The organism is Rhodococcus sp. EPR-147 (assembly GCF_001647185.1).
Lineage (GTDB): Bacteria > Actinomycetota > Actinomycetes > Mycobacteriales > Mycobacteriaceae > Rhodococcoides.
In genome coordinates, this window is record NZ_LVCU01000184.1 from 1 (window position 1) to 18,990 (window position 18,990).

An 18,990-nucleotide genomic window follows, 5' to 3' on the forward strand; every position below is an offset into this window, starting at 1 on the left:
GCGACTTCGCCGCGGTGAGATCCTTCACCGCGATGAGAACCCTGACGACGCGGTCGCCGTCGTCGTCTCGTGATGCGCCCATGGTGCTCGATCCTGCCAGCGTCACCGATCTGTGCCGACTCCGACCGCCCGAGGAGGTCTGCGAGTTAGGGTGATGCGCGCGTGGACAGGGCATCGGCGAAGTAGGCGAGGGGTTGGCGGAATGAGCAGAGCAACGGTATTGGGGTCGGGTTCGTGGGGGACCGCATTCGCCAAGGTGTTGGCCGATGCCGGAACGGACGTCACCATGTGGGCCCGCCGCGAGGAACTCGCTGCATCCATCACCGACGACCACGAGAACAAGGACTACCTCCCGGGAATCGAGCTACCGTCGTCCATCCGCGCGACGAGTGATCCGGTCCGTGCCCTCGACGGAGCCGACATCGTGGTTCTCGCCGTGCCGTCGCAGAGTCTGCGGGCCAATCTGGAGGCCTGGACCGACTCGATCCCACCGCAGGCAACGCTGCTCTCCCTGGCGAAGGGAATCGAGACCGGAACGCTCATGCGGATGAGTCAGGTGATCTCTCAGGTCACCGGTGCCGATCCCAGCCGGGTGGCGTGCCTGTCCGGGCCGAATCTTGCGCGCCCGATCGCCGAGGGGCAGCCCGCAGCCACCGTCATCGCCTGCTCCGACTCCCAGCGAGCCCTGGAGATTCAGAAGTCCTGCGCGACCGGATATTTCAGGCCTTACACCAACAGTGACGTCATCGGCGCCGAGATCGGTGGTGCCTGCAAGAACGTCATCGCCCTCGCCTGCGGGATGGCCGCAGGCGTCGGAGACGGCGAGAACACCCTCGCGTCGATCATGACCAGGGGTCTGGCCGAGATCATCCGCCTCGGAGTGGCGCTCGGTGCCAAGCCGTCGACGCTCTCTGGCCTGGCCGGCGTGGGCGACCTGGTCGCCACCTGCTCGTCGCCTCTCTCGCGCAATCGGACGTTCGGAGAGCGATTGGGTTCGGGTGGCTCCCTCGAGAGTGCGCAGGAGGCAGCGCACGGGCAGGTGGCCGAGGGCGTCAAGTCCTGCACCTCGGTGCGAGCGCTCGCCGAGAGTTACGACGTCGAGATGCCACTGACCGACGCGGTGCATCGGGTGTGTCACGGCGGCATGTCCGTTCCGGATGCGGTCGGGCACCTGCTGGGACGTCGTATCAAGCCCGAGTGAGGCAGTGATCGCGGTCTCGCGACGAACAGGGCGAATCCGCGTTCGATGAGCCGCGGCGGTACGGTTTCTCATCGTGAGTACTCCCCGCATCAAAGTTGCCGTCGTCTTCGGTGGCCGCAGTAGCGAGCATGCCGTGTCCTGTGTATCGGCAGGTAGCGTGCTGCAGAACCTCGATCCGGCCAAGTACGAGGTGGTTCCGGTGGGGATCACCGCGGACGGTGCCTGGGTACTCGGCTCCTCCGACATCGATGCGTTGGCGATTCACGACCGGGTGCTGCCGACCGTCGACAAGACGGGAGCCGCGCTTGCGCTCAGTACGGACCCCGGCCACGCCGGTGCTCTTCTCGCCCTCGGCGAGGGGGAAGGCGGGACGGTGCTCGCATCCGTCGACGTCGTGTTCCCCGTTCTGCACGGACCGTACGGCGAGGACGGCACCCTGCAGGGTCTGCTCGAACTGGCCGGCGTTCCGTACGTCGGGCCGGGCGTGCTGGCCAGCGCTGCGGGTATGGACAAGGAATTCACCAAGAAGTTGCTCGGAGCCGAAGGACTGCCGATCGGTCGCCAGGTCGTACTCCGACGCGCGGTCGACGACCTGACGGCTGCCGAGCGTGACCGAATCGGCCTGCCAGCATTCGTCAAACCGGCCCGAGGTGGATCGTCCATCGGAATCTCGCGCATCACCGCGTGGGACCAACTACCCACCGCGATCGCCGTCGCACGCGAACACGACCCCAAGGTGATCGTCGAGGGCATGATCCACGGCCGCGAGGTCGAGTGCGGGGTGCTGGAATTTCCCGACGGCACCGTGCGCGCGAGCGCCGTCGCCGAGATCCGAATTCCCGACGCGGACATCGACGATCATGCTTTCTACGACTTCGACACCAAGTACCTCGACGATGTCAGTGAGTTCGACATCCCGGCGGCACTCGACGACGCCACGAGCGACCGCATACGTGAACTCGCCGTCGCGGCCTTCCGAGCGTTGGACTGCCAGGGCCTCGCGCGGGTGGATTTCTTCGTCACCGAGAACGGTCCGGTCATCAACGAGATCAACACGATGCCCGGGTTCACCTCGATCTCGATGTACCCCAAGATGTGGGCGGAATCCGGCGTCGACTACCCGACTCTCATCGCGACTCTGATCGACACCGCACTCGCCCGCGGCACCGGTTTGCGCTAGAGCCGTTGCGGCCCAGCACTACTGCAACGGAGCCGGGTCGAGAGGTTGTTGGGGCAGCGCATCCGACACGGCCGAGGACGCGTCCTGCAACGGGGTGGGGCCCGAGTCGCCCGGAATCGTCAGGGCAACGTAGACGCCGCGATCGACGACGAACCATGTGCTGGCATCGATCCCGTCGTCTTCCCCGGACACCTCGAACCACTGAACGCCGTTGATCACCTGCAGCGGTGCGGCCACATCGAACCCGATGGGCCGGGGCAGGCCGCACCGCAACACGACCGGCTCGGCGTTCTCCACGTCCGAGGCCCACGCGCGGACTCCGACCGGGGCCGGGTCGGCCAACTCGGCTCCGGTGTAGTCGCCGAGGTTCTCGGGCAAGGCGTCGAGCAGGGACGTGCACTGCGCGCTCGCGGCATCGGGGGAGTCGACCGGGCCCAGCGCGACCGGATCGCGGACGGGCGAGCGGTTGACCGCGATGGCGGCAACCAGAACTCCGACGACCAGCGCGACCGGCAACGCGATCGCGGTGGCGATGACTGCGGGATGGCGCTGCTCGCGAGTGCTCTCGGTCTCGGCCGGGCTGTCTTCGGTGCCGGCGTCGTTGCCGGTGTCGGGTGAATTCACGAGCTATCCGACGGACGTCGTCGACTGCGGGGCCACGGGGCAGGTGAGGGTGCGAGTGATGGCATCGACCTTCTGGATGCGCGAGACGATCTCGGCGATCTCGGCGTCGGAGGCACCGTCGGCGCGCGCGATCACGTCGTAGGGCCCGACGACGGCCTCCGCCGACACGACACCGTCGACGGCCTCGATCTGCTGTGCGACGGCCGTCGCACGGCCCACCTCGGTCTGAACGAGAACGAATGCTTGCACCATCGGTGGTCCCTTTCCCCTGCCGGACTTCTCGACTGTAGGTTGGTTCGACTACGTTCTCTTCGCACGTAACCTGCTGCATCGGTACTGTCCCGACCGCCGCTAAAAGGTACCGCAGGCTCGGCGCGCGCTCCGCGTGAGACCGTCGCGCACGCACCGCGTTCTCAGGGAGGAACATCATCGACGACACCGTCACCGACTCGTCCACCGGCAGCGAGCGCACCGTCGCGCAGGTCGGTGAATTCGACGTGATCGCTCGCGCCGTGGCAGACCGTGTGCAGCCACCGTCGACCATCGTCGGGCCGGGTGACGACGCAGCCGTCGTCGCCGCGTCCGACGGTCGGATCGCGGCGTCGACCGATATGTTGGTGCACGGCAGGCACTTTCGGCTCGACTGGTCGAGTCCGATACAGATCGGGCGCAAGTCGATCGCGCAGAACGGCGCGGACATCGCCGCAATGGGCGCGCAGTGCTCGGGTTTTCTCGTCTCTCTCGGATGCCCGGCCGACACGCCGGTGAGCGTGACCGACGGCCTCAACGAGGGCATGTGGCTCGAGGCGGTCGCTGCTGGATCGGCCATCGTCGGCGGCGATGTGGTGCAGTCGCCGGAGCTGGTGATCTCGATCACCGCGCTCGGCGACCTTCAGGGCCGGGCCCCGGTTCTTCGATCGGGGGCGCGTGCCGGTGACGTGATCGCGTACGCGGGACGGCTCGGCTGGTCGGCGGCCGGACTCGCCCTCCTGCTCGGCGACAGGGACAGAACCGGCCACGACGCCGTGGTGGACGCGCACCGAGTGCCCGTCCCTCCGTATCGCGCCGGGATCGACGCGGCAGAGGCGGGAGCGACCTCTCTCACCGACGTCTCCGACGGCCTGTTGGCCGATCTCGGTCACATCGCCGACGCGTCGGGCGTTCTGCTGGACGTCGATCCCGACCTGCTGGACATCCCGGTCGAAGTGCGTTCGGCCGCAACACTGATGGGTCACGATCCGCTGGATTGGGTGCTCACCGGAGGCGAGGATCACGCTCTCGTCGGCACCTTCCCCGATACCGCAGGCGTTCCCCGGGGATGGACGGTGATCGGCCGTGTCCAGCACGGCGGTGACGGACAGAGCCCGCGAGTGACGGTCGGCGGACGCCCCCATTCGGGTAGATCGGGATGGTCGAGTTTCGAGGGCGAGTGAACGCGGTCGGGTTCATCGGGTCGGCTAAGTTGCAGAGATGGCTATCTACGCACTCGGTGATCGCGAACCCGACATCCACCCCGACGCCTACGTCCATCCCGACGCCGTCGTCATCGGAGCGGTGACTCTGGCGGCCGGATCGTCGGTGTGGCCCACTGCCGTTCTGCGGGCCGATTACGGCACCATTTCGATTGGCGAGGGCACCAACGTGCAGGACGGGACCGTGGTGCACTGCACCCCGATCGACGCAACGGTCATCGGTTCCGGGTGCGTACTGGGCCACAACGCGCACGTCGAGGGTGCGACCATCGGGAACAACTGCCTCATCGCCTCGGGCTCGGTGGTATTGAACGGCTCGAAGATCGGTGCCGGTTCGATCGTGGGAGCAGGCGCAGTGGTGCCGTTCAAGTTCGTCGTTCCCGAACGCTCCATGGCGCTGGGGGTTCCGGCGAAAATTCGCGAGGGGCACGAGGTTCCCGAAGGGCATGTCGACATCAACGTGCAGATGTACTCGGCCAACGCCGCGTACTACCGCGACGCGCTGCGCCGGATCGATCGGTGACGCCGCGTCCGCTCGCCGAGAGCGTCGAATCGGGGTGGGCGGCCGCCCTTGCACCGGTCGAGTCGAATGTTGCTGCCATGGGCGACTTCCTACGGGCAGAACTCGCCGCAGGCCGTCATTACCTCCCCGCCGGCGAGAACGTACTGCGCGCTTTCCGCCACCCCTTCGATGGAGTTCGCGTCCTCATCGTCGGTCAGGATCCGTATCCGACGCCGGGACACGCAGTGGGGCTGAGCTTTTCCGTTGCCCCGGATGTGCGACCCGTACCGCGCAGTCTGAGCAACATCTTCAAGGAGTACTCGGACGATCTGGGGTTGCCCACGCCCAGCAACGGTGATCTGACACCCTGGGCGGACCGCGGGGTGATGCTGCTCAACAGGGTGCTCACCGTAGAGCCGGGTCAGGCTGCGTCGCACCGGAAGAAGGGGTGGGAAGCGGTGACCGAGCAAGCAATTCGTGCACTCGTCGCCCGGGCCGAGAATCCCGACGCGCCCGGACTGGTCGACGTTCTGTGGGGACGTGACGCGGCGAGCCTGAAGCCGATGCTCGGATCGGTGCCCTACATCGAATCCGCGCACCCGTCTCCGCTGTCCGCGTCACGCGGATTCTTCGGATCCAAGCCTTTCAGCCGTGTCAACGAATTGTTGGTCGAGGGGGGAGACGAACCGATCGACTGGACGCTGCCGTGATCGAATCAGGAGAAGTCGGGCCGACGCTTCTCGACGAACGCGTCGACGCCTTCACGTCCGGCAGGTGACGACGCGGCTGCGGAAATCGAGGCGGCTTCGGCGTCCAACTGCTGTGTCAGCGTGACCGATTCGGCGGCCCGCAGCAGAGTCTTGATTCCCTGATACGCCGATGTCGGCCCGACGGCAAGGGTTCGCGCCAGGCGCTCGGCCTCGCTGTCGACGATGTCGTCGCCCACCAGGCGGCTGAGAATCCCGAGACGAACTGCCTCCTCGCCGTTGATGATCGAGTCGTTGAGAAGGATGTCCATAGCGCGGCCCGAACCGACGATTCGGGGGAGTGTCCACGACATGCCACCGTCCGGAGTGAAACCGATCGAGGGATACGCGGGGCGAAGCTTGGTCGACGGCCCGCCGATGGCGATGTCGGTGAGGCAGACCAGGCTCATTCCTGCACCGGCAGCCCAACCGTGCACACCGGCCACGACCGGGACGCTGACGGCGGCCAATTCACGAACGAAGGCGTGGAACGTGTCGGCGACAGAACCGACGAAGGCGCCCCGATCGGCCGCACCAGCGAAATCGCGAACATTGCCACCTGCGCAGAAATTCGGCCCTCGACCGATGAGCAGGACGCTTCCGATCGCGGTGCTGCCGTCGTTGACGGAGCTCAGAGCCGCGGTGCCGTCGGCGATACCCTCCAGGTCGAGCGACGCACCGCCGGCGTCGGTGGCGACGACGATGCGCAGTACACCGTCCTCGATGCGGACCTTGCTGGAAATGTCGGCGTCCGAATAAGTCACGTTCCGGACTCTAACCGACGTCGTGATTCCGCCGTGGGGCCGCGGTGCCTCGGTACGGATCCGCGATCCCGCTTCCGGCACTTACCGGCTGTGTAACAGAACGGAACGGAACGGGCCGGAAGCACGAACGACTGTGCCCCGCCTCCGAAAATCGGGGGCGGGGCACAGTGCTCGCACGCAGTCGAGGCCGTGGAGGAAATCGAAGAGCGAGGCCGAAATCAGCCCCGGACCACCTTGCCTGCCTTCAAGCAGGAGGTGCACACGTTCATGCGCTTGGAGTTACCAGGCGCAACCTGAGCGTGAACGGTCTGGATATTCGGGTTCCAACGACGGTTGGTCCGTCGGTGCGAGTGCGAGACCGACTTACCGAAGCCGGGCCCCTTGGCGCATACGTCGCAGACGGCAGCCATAGTCGCGAACTCCTTGATAGATGTTGATCGATACATGTGGTCGAAGACATCGAAACGAACTACGAGCAGATGCAAGGATTGCAATGCGTGAAGATCGCCTCGAGGCAACCCTGCAAGAATAGCGGCGCGGCCCGCAATCACCAAACCGCCACGGCAGACGCTGCGTGAGGGCTCACGGACGGCGCGCCACCGATCATGCCCGACTAAGCTTCGGGCACTGTCCGCGAGGGAGTTCGGACCAGGCAGCGGATGTGACGCGGGGGGAGGCTGCTCGACGTGGTCGACGTTCTCGAATCGATCGATGCGGCGGCCCTACGACGGTGGGCCTACCGCTGTGTCGATTCCTTGACCGCGCGGTGCGACGAGATCGATGCACTCAACGTGTTCCCCATTCCCGACTCGGACACCGGCACCAATCTCATGTTCACCTTCCGTGCCGCGGTGGAGTCGATGCGCGCAGCCGGGCCCACTGCGGACGCCCGCGCCATCGGGCGGGCACTGGCCGTGGGGGCGGTCGCGGGCGCGCGGGGCAACTCGGGAGTGATCGTGTCGCAGCTGTTGCGCGCCGTTGCCGAGGCCTCAGCAGACGGCCCGCTCGACACGGTGTCGATCCAGGCGATGCTGCGACGCGCGAAAGTCCTGGTCGCAGCAGCAGTGAGCGTTCCCGTCGAGGGCACGATGCTCACGGTTCTGGACGCCGCCGATCGGGAGGCCTCCGCCCACGACGCCAACGTCGGCCTCTCGACGCTGGTGGTCGACATCGCCGAGGCCACCGCTCGGGCTGTCGACAGCACGACGGACCAACTCGCCGAACTCCGCGAGGCGGGAGTGGTGGACGCAGGCGCTCTCGGTCTCTCGGTGATCATCGATGCCCTCGTGGAGGTGGTGATCGGCCGCACCCCGCCGCGCCGGCGTTACCGTCGCCCACACGAGCACGAACGCCGGGCGGTGACCGGTGCGTCGAACGTTTCGTCGGAGTGCGGCGGTGCACCCGAGAGTGTGTCGGGGTACCGGTCGAGTCGCCCTCTCGGGTACGAGGTGGTCTACGTCGTGCACGGCCCGAACGACGCGAGGGCGGCGAAACTTCGACGCGATCTGGCCGACATCGGAGACTCCGTCGGGGTCGCCGGAGACGGTTCCGGGGCATGGTCCGCCCATGTTCACACCACCGACCCCGGCAGTGCCGTCGATCTCGGCATCGCAGCCGGAGACGTTCGCGGAGTGCGTATCTCGTGTTTCGGATTCTCCGAGTTCGACGCAGCGGTGAGCCCCGGGGCGCACGACGAAGCAGCGTTGTCGGTGGGTCGCGATATTTTGGCGCTGGTGGCCGGTGAGGGTGCCGCGGATCTCTACGTTCAGGAAGGCGCGACGGTGGTGCGGTGCGACGAGGCGATCGACTCCTCGGTGCTGCATCGTGCGATCGTCGGGATGAAGCACCGCGAGGTGTTGGTGTTGCCGAACGGCGCGTTGTCCGCGCAGGAACTGGTTGCCGTCGGCGCAGCTGCCCGAGCGGACGGCAAAGACGTGGTGATGTTGCCGTGCTCGGCCATGGTGCAGGGTTTGGCCGCGCTCGCGGTGCACGATGCAGCGAGGGCTGCGGTCGACGATGCATTCACGATGTCCGAGGCGGCGGCGGGCACGAGATGGGGATCTCTGCGTATCGCGCGGGAGCGATCGCTGACGTGGGTCGGCACGTGTGAGCCGGGCGACTGCATCGGGCTCGCGGGGCAGGAAGTGGTGATCGTCGCCGCTCGTCCGCTCGATGCGGGGTGTCGGCTGCTCGATCAGCTCCTGGCGACAGGCGGGGAGATGGTGACAGTGCTCGTCGGTGCCGAGGCGTCGGAGGATTTCGGCGATCAGCTGGCCGAGTACGTGGCGGGCGCACACCCCGGAGTCGATGTGGTGGTCTATACAGGTGGGCAGCCGGGGGATCTCGTGCAATTCGGAGTGGAATAGGGAATCTCGGACAATGGCAACGTTGGTGGACCGGCTCGATCACGTCCTCGGAGCCGCGGCGGCGACGCCGCTGGCCGACGTCTTCGGTATTCACACCGTCGAGGATCTGCTTCGGCACTATCCGCACCGCTACATGACACACGGTTCGGAACTGGGGGAGAAGGAGCCGCCCGAGGGCGAGCACATCACCATCGTGGCGACGGTCGAGTCCGCGACGCTGCGGTCGATGAAGAACCGCAACGGCCAGTTCCTCGCGGTGACACTCGCCGCCGACGGACAGCGCATCGAAGCCACCTTCTTCAGTCCGCACAAGCTCAAGCATGTGGTGGTGCCGGGTCGACGCGGGATGTTCTCCGGCAAGGTCAAGTACTTCGGCAAGCGCTGGAATCTCACGCACCCCAGCTACGTGATTCTCGGTGGCGACGACAACGACGGTGCCGTCGTGCCCGCAGGTCGAATCGTCGGCGGCGGCACCCTGGCCGGACTCGCTCGTGGCTCGGTCGATTCCTCCGGAGCCGTCGACATGTCGGTGTTCGATCGAGCATTCGTGCCCATCTACCCGGCCGCGAAGGACGTCGAGAGCTGGACGTTCATGCGCTGCGTGCGGCAGGTGCTCGACCAACTCGACGCAGTGGTCGATCCGCTGCCCGAGTCGGTACGTGCGCAGCGCGGTCTCGTCGACATCGACACCGCACTGCGGTCGATCCATTTCCCGGACACCGCACAGGACAAGGACTCCGCGCGCGAGCGGCTCAAGTTCGACGAGGCGCTCGCCGTTCAACTCGTTCTCGCCGACCGCCGACGCGACGCATCCACCCGGTTGGCAGCGCGATGCCCACCTATCACCGACGGTATCGCGGCGGAGTTCGATCGGCGTCTGCCGTTCGAGTTGACGGCCGGTCAGCACCAGGTCGCGGCCGAGATCGCCCACGATCTGTCGGCACCGCATCCGATGTCGCGGCTGCTGCAGGGTGAGGTCGGCTCGGGTAAGACGATCGTCGCGTTGCGGGCGATGCTGCAGGTCATCGACGCCGGACACCAGTGCGCGTTGCTGGCACCGACGGAGGTGCTCGCCTCCCAACATGCGCGCTCGATTCGCTCGATGCTCGGAAGCCTCGCAGCCGGTGGGGAACTCGGATCGCACGAGCTGGCGACCAAGGTCGCCTTGTTGACCGGCTCTATGTCCACTGCCGCCAAGCGGTCCGCGCTGCTCGATGCGGTCACCGGTGACGCAGGCATCGTGATCGGTACCCACGCCCTGATCGAGGACCGAGTGGAGTTCCTCGATCTCGCGATGGTCGTCGTCGACGAGCAGCACAGGTTCGGCGTCGAGCAACGAGATGCATTGCGCGCGAAGGCTCGCGACAACACCAGTCCGCACTTGCTGGTGATGACCGCCACCCCCATCCCGCGCACCATCGCGATGTCGACCCTCGGCGACCTCGAGACGTCGGTGCTCACCGAACTGCCCCGCGGCAGATCGCCCATCGTCAGCAACGTGGTGCCCGCCAGGAGCAAACCGGGCTGGGTCGATCGAGCGTGGCAGCGTATTCACGAGGAAGTGGCAGCAGGTCGGCAGGCGTACGTGGTGTGCTCCCGCATCGGTGACGACGAGGACACCGAGACCGGGAAGAAGAGCGCTGCGAAGAAGAAGAGCGCGAGCGCGGAGGACGGCCCCGAGACGACCGCTGCGGTGGACCTGTACGAGACCCTCTCCTCCGGGCCGATGCACGATCTGCGCGTGGGGCTGCTGCACGGACGATTGTCGGGGGACGACAAGGACATCACCATGTCCGAGTTCAACTCCGGCGAGATCGACGTCCTGGTCTGCACCACGGTGGTCGAAGTGGGAGTGGACGTTCCCAACGCGACGGTCATGGTCATCGTGGACGCGGATCGATTCGGCGTGAGCCAACTGCATCAGTTGCGAGGCCGAATCGGCCGAGGCGGGCACCAGGGCCTGTGCATCATGATCAGCTATCTCAGCCCCGCGGGCGGCTCCTTCGCCCGGCTCGAGGCGGTGGCAGCGACCAACGACGGCTTCGAGTTGGCCAAGCTGGATCTGGCCACTCGTCGCGAGGGCGACGTTCTCGGTGCCGCACAGTCGGGCACGGTCAGCGGGTTGCGACTGCTCTCGTTCATCGACGACGAGGACATCATCGCCGACGCGCAGGACTGCGCACGATCGCTGTTCGCGCGGGACCCGTCGCTGGCGAACGATCCCGGCATCGCGTCGATGATGCGGTCGGCCTGGAGATCGGATCGAGTCGACTACCTGCAGAAGTCCTGACGGGGCAGGAGTGGAGCGTGCAGGAACGACAGGGGAAGGCAGGAGTGGAGCCTGCAGGAACGACAGGGGAAGGCAGGAGTGGAGCCTGCAGGAACGACAGGGGAAGGCAGGAGTGGAGCCTGCAGGAACGACCGGGAACGATCGGGAACGGCCGTCGGGACGCACTGCACCGTTTCAGAGGGCCGATTCGACCAATTCGTCTCGAATGGTGAGATCAGTACACCTCGGTGGCTCACTCTGCCGGGTAAGTTGAGCCAATGTTCTCCAAAGTTTTGGTTGCCAACCGCGGTGAAATCGCTATCCGCGCCTTCCGCGCCTCCTACGAACTCGGTGCCTCGACCGTTGCGGTGTTCCCGTTCGAGGACCGGAACTCGGTGCACCGGACGAAGGCCGACGAGGCGTATCAGATCGGGGAGAAGGGTCATCCCGTTCGCGCGTATCTCTCGGTCGACGAGATCGTGGCCGCTGCCAAGCGCAGCGGTGCGGACGCGGTGTACCCCGGATACGGATTCCTTTCCGAGAACCCGGATCTGGCCGCCGCGTGCGCCGAGGCGGGCATCACCTTCGTCGGCCCGTCGGCCGACGTGCTCGAACTGACCGGCAACAAGGCGCGGGCCATCGCGGCAGCCAAGGCGGCGGGACTTCCTGTGCTGGCGTCGTCGGAACCGTCGTCCGACGTGGACGAGCTCGTCGCGGCGTCCGAGACCATGACGTTTCCGTTGTTCGTCAAGGCGGTCGCCGGTGGCGGCGGTCGCGGCATGCGTCGGGTGGCCGAGCCCGAGCAGCTGCGCGAATCCATCGAAGCTGCTGCGCGCGAAGCGGAATCGGCCTTCGGTGACCCGACGGTGTTCCTCGAACAGGCCGTGATCGATCCTCGGCACATCGAGGTTCAGATCCTCGCCGACGGCCAGGGCAACGTGGTGCACCTGTTCGAGCGCGACTGCAGTGTGCAGCGTCGGCATCAGAAGGTCATCGAGCTCGCTCCGGCTCCCAATCTGCCCGAAGGATTGCGAGAGAAGATCTGCGCCGATGCCGTGGCGTTCGCGAAGCAGATCGAGTACTCGTGTGCCGGTACCGTCGAGTTCCTGCTCGACACCCGCGGCAATCACGTCTTCATCGAGATGAACCCTCGAATCCAGGTGGAGCACACCGTCACCGAAGAGGTGACCGATGTGGATCTGGTGCAGTCCCAGCTGCGGATCGCCTCGGGGGAGACGCTCGCGGATCTGGGTCTGCAGCAGGAGAACATCGTGTTGCGCGGTGCGGCGCTGCAGTGCCGCATCACCACCGAGGATCCGGCGAACGGATTCCGTCCGGACGTCGGGCGCATCACTGCATACCGCACGCCGGGCGGTGCCGGAGTGCGTCTCGACGGCGGAACCACGTTGGGTGCCGAGGTCGGGGCCTACTTCGACTCCATGCTCGTCAAGCTCACCTGCCGTGGCCGTGATTTCGACACCGCTGTGGCTCGTGCCCGACGAGCGTTGGCGGAGTTCAGGATTCGCGGTGTGGCCACGAACATTCCGTTCCTGCAAGCGGTTCTGGTCGATCCCGACTTCACGGCCGGTCGCGTCACCACCTCGTTCATCGAGGAGCGCCCCGAACTGCTCACCTCGCGATCCTCGGGCGACCGCGGCACGAAGATCCTCGCCTACCTCGCCGATGTGACGGTCAACAAGCCGCACGGCGAGCGTCCGTCTCCGGTGTACCCGCACGACAAGCTCCCCCCGGTCGACTTCTCGGCACCGATTCCCGACGGTTCGCGGCAGCGTCTGCTGGCGCTCGGACCCGAGGGCTTCGCTCGCGATCTGCGGAACCAGAAGGCTCTCGGCGTCACCGACACCACGTTCCGTGACGCACATCAGTCGTTGTTGGCGACGCGAGTGCGGACGAGCGGACTGCTCGGCGTCGCCCCGTACGTGGCGCGCACGACGCCGCAGTTGCTCTCGATCGAGGCGTGGGGCGGTGCCACCTACGACGTGGCACTGCGATTCCTGCACGAGGATCCGTGGGAGCGACTGGCGAGCCTGCGAGAGGCCGTGCCCAACATCGCAATTCAGATGTTGCTGCGCGGCAGGAACACCGTCGGCTACACCCCGTATCCGGAGAAGGTGACCCGCAGCTTCGTTGCCGAGGCCACCGACACCGGCATCGACATCTTCCGAATCTTCGACGCGCTCAACAATGTCGATCAGATGCGTCCGGCCATCGATGCCGTGCGCGAGACCGGCACGGCGCTCGCCGAGGTGGCACTGAGCTACACCGGTGATCTGTCGAACCCGAACGAGAACCTCTACACCCTCGACTACTACCTGAAGTTGGCTGAGCAGATCGTCGACGCGGGCGCGCACGTGCTCGCGATCAAGGACATGGCAGGACTGCTTCGCGCACCCGCAGCCAAGACCCTGGTGACGGCGCTGCGCTCGAATTTCGATCTACCCGTCCACGTCCACACGCACGACACCCCCGGTGGGCAGCTCGCGACGTACCTGGCGGCCTGGGAGGCCGGGGCGGACGCCGTCGACGGTGCCAGTGCGGCGATGGCAGGCACCACCAGCCAGCCCGCGTTGTCTGCGATCGTTGCGGCGGCGGCACACACCGAGCGCGACACCGGTCTGAATCTGCAGGCCGTCTGCGACCTGGAGCCGTACTGGGAAGCCGTGCGAAAGGTGTACGCGCCGTTCGAGTCCGGGCTGCCGGCACCGACGGGTCGCGTCTACACCCACGAGATTCCAGGTGGACAGCTCTCGAATCTACGGCAGCAGGCGATTTCGCTCGGGCTCGGTGATCGGTTCGAGACCGTCGAGGCCAATTACGCTGCAGCCGACCGCATGTTGGGCCGCCTGACCAAGGTGACCCCGAGTTCGAAGGTCGTCGGCGACCTGGCTCTGGCTCTGGTCGGTGCAGGTGCGTCCGCCGAGGAGTTCGCCGAGAACCCCGGTCGTTACGACATCCCCGATTCGGTGATCGGCTTCCTGCGCGGCGATCTGGGTACGCCTGCGGGCGGATGGCCGGAACCGTTGCGGACGAAGGCGCTGGAGGGGCGCGGCGAAGGCAAGCCGGTGACACCACTCACCGAGGAGGACGAGAAGAGCCTCGACGGAACGTCGGCTCAGCGCCGCGAGACTCTCAACCGTCTGCTGTTCCCCGGTCCCACAGCCGAACTCGCTGCTCATCGCGAGAAGTACGGCGATACGACGCGGCTGTCGGCCAATCAGTTCTTCTACGGCCTGCGGCAGGGCGAGGAGCATCGGGTGGCACTGGAGAAGGGCGTCGAACTGCTCATCGGGCTCGAGGCTATCTCCGACCCCGACGAGCGCGGGATGCGTACCGTGATGTGCATTCTCAACGGACAGTTGCGTCCTGTCTCGGTGCGTGACCGGTCCATCTCGAGTGAGGCACCCACTGTCGAGAAGGCGGACCGTTCCAATTCCGGTCATATTCCGGCACCGTTCGCCGGTGTCGTGACGCTCTCTGTCGAAGAGGGACAGAAGATCTCGGCCGGTGACACCGTCGCCACGATCGAGGCCATGAAGATGGAGGCCGCGATCACTGCACCTCGCGGCGGCACTGTGACTCGGTTGGCGATCTCGGGCGTGCAGCAGGTCGAGGGCGGCGATCTGCTCGTCGTCATCGGTGGGGGGTCGACGGGCGAAGAGGCCGGCAGCGAATGACGCGGATCGTGGCGGGTGTCGCGGGCGGTCGACGATTGTCGGTCCCCGGCCAGGGCACCCGTCCCACCTCCGAGCGAGTTCGCGAAGCGCTGTTCAGCTCGCTGGAGAGTCGAATGGAACTCGACGGTGCCGCGGTGCTGGATCTGTTCGCGGGATCGGGAGCACTGGGGCTCGAGGCACTCTCGCGCGGAGCGTCGTCGGCGGTGTTGGTCGAATCGGACGCCCGAGCGGCAGCGGTGGTGCGAAAGAACATCGAATCGGTGGGGTTGCCCGGTGCATCGGTCCGGTGTGCCCCGGTGGCCTCCGTGCTGGCCGGGGCCGCGGACGCGGCGTACGACCTGGTGTTGGCCGACCCGCCGTATGTCGTCACCGACACTGCCGTCGCCGGTCTGTTGGACAGGCTCGTCGCCGGGGGATGGCTCACGCCCGACGCGATAGTCGTACTCGAACGGTCGTCGCGTTCGCCGGAGACCCGATGGCCGACGGGGCTGGTTCCGGAGAAGTCGAAGAAGTACGGCGAGAGTCGGATCGAGATCGCGGCACGCGCGTAACGAGCGAGCCCGGGATCGGCTGATAGGTTCGCGGGCATGACTGGCGCACTCTGCCCTGGATCCTTCGACCCGGTGACCAACGGTCACCTCGACATCTTCGAGCGGGCCGCCGCCGCCTTCGACGAGGTGGTGGTCACGGTGATGGTGAACAAGAGCAAGAAGGGCATGTTCAGCATCGACGAGCGGATCGAGATGCTCGAGGTCGCCACGGAGCATCTGCCCAACGTCAGAGTCGGCTCGTGGTACGGCCTGTTGGTCGATTACGCTCGGCAAGAAGGCTTTTCGGCGATCGTCAAGGGTCTGCGCAGTGCCAACGACTTCGATTACGAGTTGCAGATGGCGCAGATGAACAGAACGTTGACCGGTGTGGACACGCTGTTTCTCCCGGCGAATCCAGCGCACGGCTTCCTGTCGAGTTCGTTGATCAAGGAGGTCGCGACCTTCGGGGGAGACGTCACCGGCATGCTGCCGCCCTTCGTTCAGGACCGACTGTCGGCCCGTATCGCCGAGCGGGCCGCAGAGTAGTTCGAAGAGCGACACACCGGGCCGGTATAGCGCAGACGCACGCGTCGGCGGGCAGACTGAACAGCGCAGCACTGCGAGTGAAGACCGCGCAGTGGCAGATTCGACGATTGGGGTAACCGGTGTACCGCGTATTCGAGGCGCTCGACGAGCTCGTCGCCATTGTCGAGGAGGCGCGCGGCGTTCCGATGACGGCCGGGTGCGTCGTCCCTCGCGGCGACGTCCTGGAACTGCTGGACGACGTCCGAGACGCCATCCCCGGCGAGTTGGACGACGCTCAGGACGTACTGGATCATCGCGACAAGCTCGTCGGAGATGCCAGGGCCACTGCGGAGAAGACGGTCAGCACCGCCAACGCCGAGGCCCAGGACACGGTCGAGAACGCCAGGGATTCGGCCGATCGCATTCTCGCCGACGCGAAGGCTCAGGCGGATCGCATGGTGTCCGAGGCGTCGGCGCATGCCGACCAGCTCGTGGCCGATGCCGAGGCGGAGGCCGAGCGAACGGTGCTCGAAGGCCAGCGTGAGTACGAGGATCTGACCGTTCGCGCTCGTACCGAGGCCGATCGGATGATCGAGTCCGGTACGGCGTCGTACGAGCGGTCGGTGGCCGACGGCACTGCAGAACAGAACCGTCTCGTGTCGGAAACCGAGGTCGTTCAGGCGGCCCACGCCGAGTCGGCTCGGGTGATCGACAGCGCGCACGCCGAATCGGATCGGATGCGCAGCGAGTGCGACGTTTACGTCGACACCAAGCTGGCAGAGTTCGAGGAGTTCCTCAGCGGCACCATCCGTTCGGTGGGCCGTGGGCGTCAGCAACTGCGAACCGGCTCGGGTGTACCGGAATACGGCAGCGAGCCGTACGGCGAATCGGCGTACGGAAGCCCGGAGCAGGGGCGTCGAAGCCGCCACTGAACGGCAGCAATTTGCCCTCGTATGCGTGTATGCGTATCGTTGTGAGGTTGCTTACCGACAGTAGGCATACCGACAGTAAGGAAGATCAGCCGTGCCCCCGCCCAAGAGAACGACCCGTCCGGAATTGGACGACGGATTCGTTCTGGACATTCTCAACCTCGGTCGTCGACCCGGGTCTACGAAGGCCATCGAGCGGACGGTTCCGGCTCCTTCCCGAATCGGCCTCGATGCCATTGCCATCGAAGCCGGTGTACCGGTCTCGCTCGATCTGCAGTTGCAGGCGGTCTCGGAGGGCGTTCTCGTCACCGGCTCCGTACGAGCAGCCACGGCCGGAGAGTGCACACGGTGCCTCGACCCGGTCAGTGGCAACGTCGACGTCTACCTGACCGAGTTGTTCGCTTACCCGAACAGCATCACCGAGGAGACCACCGATGCGGACGAGATTCACCGCATCGCCGACGACCTGATAGACCTCGAACCCGTCATCGTCGACGCGGTCGGTCTGGAGCTTCCACTCCACCCCGTCTGCAGTGACGAGTGCGAGGGATTGTGCCCAGAATGCGGCGTTCGCCTGGCGATTGCTGAATCCGGCCACTCTCACGATACAATTGATCCTCGCTGGGCTGGTCTTGCAGCCAAATTTGGCGTGGATCCAGAACCGAGCACAGAACTTGTGAACAACGAAGCCGAGGAGAAGTAAGTGGCTGTCCCGAAGCGCAAAATGTCGCGTTCCAACACGAGGTCGCGTCGTGCACAGTGGAAAACCACTGCGCCCACCCTCGTGACGTGCCCCAACCGCGGTTGTGGCGAGAAGACCTTGCCCCACATCGCGTGCCCCTCGTGCGGCACCTACAAGGGCCGCCAGGTCGTCGCAGCGGTCTGATTTCCGCTTACGTGACACACGAAGTAGTGGATCGGCACAACAGCGGTTCACAGAAGAATAGCTCCACTGCCGTCAGCGGCGGGGACGACCGAGAGTCGCTCCTCGCCGCTATCGGTGTTTCCCTGTCGGAACCGTTGTTGACATTGGCTCTGACGCACCGATCGTTCGCGTACGAACACGGTGGTCTGCCGACCAACGAGCGTCTCGAGTTCCTGGGGGATTCCGTCCTCGGTCTTGCTGTCACCGAGCACCTCTACGCGGTGCACCCCGCGAAGTCCGAAGGTCAGCTGGCCAAGATCAGGGCGAGCGTGGTCAACATGCATGCCCTGGCCGAGGTCGCGCGTGGACTCGGCGACGGCGGCCTGGGTCGCCACCTGCTGTTGGGCAAAGGTGAGGAGCAGACCGGTGGACGCGACAAGCCGAGCATCCTTGCCGACGGCATGGAGTCGTTGCTCGGTGCAATTCACCTGCAGCACGGCATCGACGTTGCGCGCACCGTCGTTCTGACGTTGTTCGCAGGCCTCCTCGACCGGGCTCCCAAGCTCGGTGCAGGACTGGACTGGAAGACGAGCCTCCAGGAATTGACCGCCGAACGTGCACTCGGCGTTCCCGCGTACGAAATCTCGTCCACCGGGCCCGATCACGACAAGGAATTCACTGCGACCGTGCTGGTCGGTGGATTCCCCCGCGGCGTCGGTATCGGCCGATCGAAGAAGGAAGCCGAACAGAAGGCTGCCAGTCTGGCGTGGAATGCGTTGTCGGACAACGACACTGCGATTCCGGCCGAGTCGGCCCCAGACCCTTCCTGATGCCGGAACTACCCGAGGTCGAGGTCGTCAGGCTCGGTCTGGAATCTCATGTCGTCGGCAAAACGATGCGGTCGGTGGAAGTATTGCACCCCCGCGCCGTGCGGCGTCACGATATCGGTGGTCTCGATCTGATCGGCCAGCTGCGCGGTCGACGCATCTCCTCAGCTCGACGGCGCGGAAAATACCTCTGGCTGGTGATGGAACCCGGCGATTTCGCGACCGTCGTGCACCTGGGTATGAGCGGGCAGATGCTGGTGCAGCCGCCGTCCGCCCCGGACGAGAAGCACCTGCGGATTCGTGCTCGACTCGACGACGGTACCGATCTGCGCTTCGTCGATCAGCGCACGTTCGGCGGCTGGGCACTCGCCCCGATCGTCACCGTGGACGGCACCGAGGTACCCGAACCGGTCGCACACATTGCCCGCGATCCGATCGATCCACTGTTCGACGCCGAATCGGTGGTGAACGTGTTGCGCGGCAAGCACACCGAGA

At 65.9% G+C, this 18,990-nt stretch carries 19 protein-coding genes; 15 read left to right on the forward strand and 4 right to left on the reverse strand.

Annotated elements, in window-relative coordinates; all coding sequences use genetic code 11:
* The first annotated feature begins 202 nt into the window (after positions 1–202).
* A complete protein-coding gene (locus tag A2J02_RS09390) occupies positions 203–1,201 on the forward strand; it encodes an NAD(P)H-dependent glycerol-3-phosphate dehydrogenase (RefSeq protein WP_068049537.1) in 999 nt (332 codons plus the stop codon).
* 73 nt (positions 1,202–1,274) lie between these two features.
* Positions 1,275–2,381: a D-alanine--D-alanine ligase family protein gene (locus A2J02_RS09395; protein WP_068049539.1), complete on the forward strand. Its 1,107-nt coding sequence runs from the start codon at positions 1,275–1,277 to the stop codon at positions 2,379–2,381.
* An 18-nt stretch (positions 2,382–2,399) separates the two neighbouring features.
* Here the strand turns inward: A2J02_RS09395 and A2J02_RS09400 are convergent, their stop codons facing one another.
* Positions 2,400–3,005: a DUF3515 domain-containing protein gene (locus tag A2J02_RS09400; protein ID WP_068049543.1), complete on the reverse strand. Its 606-nt coding sequence runs from the start codon at positions 3,003–3,005 to the stop codon at positions 2,400–2,402.
* Between the two features lie 3 nt (positions 3,006–3,008).
* Entirely contained in the window at positions 3,009–3,257 is a 249-nt protein-coding gene (locus A2J02_RS09405; protein WP_037189711.1) for an Lrp/AsnC ligand binding domain-containing protein, read from the reverse strand.
* Between the two features lie 176 nt (positions 3,258–3,433).
* On the opposite strand from A2J02_RS09405, the gene A2J02_RS09410 reads away from it, so the two are divergent.
* From A2J02_RS09410 to A2J02_RS09420, 3 genes are read left to right on the forward strand one after another with little or no spacing between them, the layout of a single operon-like run.
* Entirely contained in the window at positions 3,434–4,438 is a 1,005-nt protein-coding gene (locus tag A2J02_RS09410; protein ID WP_082898648.1) for a thiamine-phosphate kinase, read from the forward strand.
* Positions 4,439–4,475: 37 nt separating this feature from the next.
* Positions 4,476–5,000 (forward strand): gamma carbonic anhydrase family protein, encoded by a 525-nt coding sequence (locus tag A2J02_RS09415; protein WP_068049547.1) that lies wholly within the window; start codon positions 4,476–4,478, stop codon positions 4,998–5,000.
* Positions 4,997–5,689 carry a uracil-DNA glycosylase gene (locus A2J02_RS09420; RefSeq protein WP_068049549.1) on the forward strand — a complete coding sequence of 231 codons (693 nt, stop codon included), beginning with the start codon at positions 4,997–4,999 and terminating at the stop codon, positions 5,687–5,689. The genes A2J02_RS09415 and A2J02_RS09420 overlap by 4 nt, the downstream gene beginning before the upstream one ends.
* Before the next feature lie 5 nt (positions 5,690–5,694).
* On the opposite strand, the gene A2J02_RS09425 is transcribed toward A2J02_RS09420, so the two are convergent.
* Together A2J02_RS09425 and rpmB are read right to left on the reverse strand one after the other, a co-directional pair.
* The gene (locus A2J02_RS09425; RefSeq protein ID WP_082898647.1) at positions 5,695–6,489 is read right to left on the reverse strand and encodes an enoyl-CoA hydratase/isomerase family protein; all 795 of its coding nucleotides are present in this window, start codon (positions 6,487–6,489) and stop codon (positions 5,695–5,697) included.
* A gap of 218 nt (positions 6,490–6,707) precedes the next feature.
* The gene (rpmB, locus tag A2J02_RS27175; RefSeq protein ID WP_008717389.1) at positions 6,708–6,899 is read right to left on the reverse strand and encodes a 50S ribosomal protein L28; all 192 of its coding nucleotides are present in this window, start codon (positions 6,897–6,899) and stop codon (positions 6,708–6,710) included.
* A gap of 276 nt (positions 6,900–7,175) precedes the next feature.
* Here rpmB and A2J02_RS09430 point away from each other — a divergent pair, with 276 nt between their 5' ends.
* The 10 genes from A2J02_RS09430 to A2J02_RS09470 form a co-directional block, all read left to right on the forward strand.
* Positions 7,176–8,855 (forward strand): DAK2 domain-containing protein, encoded by a 1,680-nt coding sequence (locus A2J02_RS09430; protein WP_082899494.1) that lies wholly within the window; start codon positions 7,176–7,178, stop codon positions 8,853–8,855.
* Between the two features lie 13 nt (positions 8,856–8,868).
* Positions 8,869–11,145 carry an ATP-dependent DNA helicase RecG gene (recG, locus tag A2J02_RS09435; RefSeq protein WP_068049551.1) on the forward strand — a complete coding sequence of 759 codons (2,277 nt, stop codon included), beginning with the start codon at positions 8,869–8,871 and terminating at the stop codon, positions 11,143–11,145.
* A 257-nt stretch (positions 11,146–11,402) separates the two neighbouring features.
* Positions 11,403–14,819, forward strand: a complete 3,417-nt coding sequence (locus A2J02_RS09440; RefSeq protein WP_068049552.1) for a pyruvate carboxylase — start codon at positions 11,403–11,405, stop codon at positions 14,817–14,819.
* Positions 14,816–15,370 carry a 16S rRNA (guanine(966)-N(2))-methyltransferase RsmD gene (rsmD, locus tag A2J02_RS09445; protein WP_068049553.1) on the forward strand — a complete coding sequence of 185 codons (555 nt, stop codon included), beginning with the start codon at positions 14,816–14,818 and terminating at the stop codon, positions 15,368–15,370. Before A2J02_RS09440 ends, rsmD begins: the two co-directional genes overlap by 4 nt.
* Positions 15,371–15,406: 36 nt before the next feature.
* Positions 15,407–15,895 (forward strand): pantetheine-phosphate adenylyltransferase, encoded by a 489-nt coding sequence (gene coaD, locus A2J02_RS09450; RefSeq protein WP_068049554.1) that lies wholly within the window; start codon positions 15,407–15,409, stop codon positions 15,893–15,895.
* A gap of 119 nt (positions 15,896–16,014) precedes the next feature.
* Entirely contained in the window at positions 16,015–16,806 is a 792-nt protein-coding gene (locus A2J02_RS09455) for a DivIVA domain-containing protein (protein WP_068049555.1), read from the forward strand.
* A gap of 91 nt (positions 16,807–16,897) precedes the next feature.
* Positions 16,898–17,506: a YceD family protein gene (locus A2J02_RS09460; RefSeq protein ID WP_176460482.1), complete on the forward strand. Its 609-nt coding sequence runs from the start codon at positions 16,898–16,900 to the stop codon at positions 17,504–17,506.
* Complete coding sequence (gene rpmF, locus A2J02_RS27180) at positions 17,507–17,689, forward strand: 50S ribosomal protein L32 (RefSeq protein WP_032397784.1); 183 nt, start codon at positions 17,507–17,509, stop codon at positions 17,687–17,689.
* 26 nt (positions 17,690–17,715) lie between these two features.
* The gene (rnc, locus tag A2J02_RS09465) at positions 17,716–18,498 is read left to right on the forward strand and encodes a ribonuclease III (RefSeq protein WP_068049558.1); all 783 of its coding nucleotides are present in this window, start codon (positions 17,716–17,718) and stop codon (positions 18,496–18,498) included.
* Positions 18,498–18,990 (forward strand): DNA-formamidopyrimidine glycosylase family protein (locus A2J02_RS09470; RefSeq protein ID WP_331712142.1); only part of this gene is annotated, 493 nt, incomplete at its 3' end. The genes rnc and A2J02_RS09470, both read left to right, overlap by 1 nt.

What these genes read in the sequence shown, in the direction of transcription:
- A2J02_RS09390 (WP_068049537.1), top strand. Translation starts at nt 203, where the DNA reads ATGAGCAGAGCAACGGTATTGGGGTCGGGTTCGTGGGGGACCGCATTC.
- A2J02_RS09405 (WP_037189711.1), bottom strand. Translation starts at nt 3,257, where the DNA reads ATGGTGCAAGCATTCGTTCTCGTTCAGACCGAGGTGGGCCGTGCGACG.
- A2J02_RS09415 (WP_068049547.1), top strand. Translation starts at nt 4,476, where the DNA reads ATGGCTATCTACGCACTCGGTGATCGCGAACCCGACATCCACCCCGAC.
- rpmB (WP_008717389.1), bottom strand. Translation starts at nt 6,899, where the DNA reads ATGGCTGCCGTCTGCGACGTATGCGCCAAGGGGCCCGGCTTCGGTAAG.
- recG (WP_068049551.1), top strand. Translation starts at nt 8,869, where the DNA reads ATGGCAACGTTGGTGGACCGGCTCGATCACGTCCTCGGAGCCGCGGCG.
- A2J02_RS09440 (WP_068049552.1), top strand. Translation starts at nt 11,403, where the DNA reads ATGTTCTCCAAAGTTTTGGTTGCCAACCGCGGTGAAATCGCTATCCGC.
- rsmD (WP_068049553.1), top strand. Translation starts at nt 14,816, where the DNA reads ATGACGCGGATCGTGGCGGGTGTCGCGGGCGGTCGACGATTGTCGGTC.
- coaD (WP_068049554.1), top strand. Translation starts at nt 15,407, where the DNA reads ATGACTGGCGCACTCTGCCCTGGATCCTTCGACCCGGTGACCAACGGT.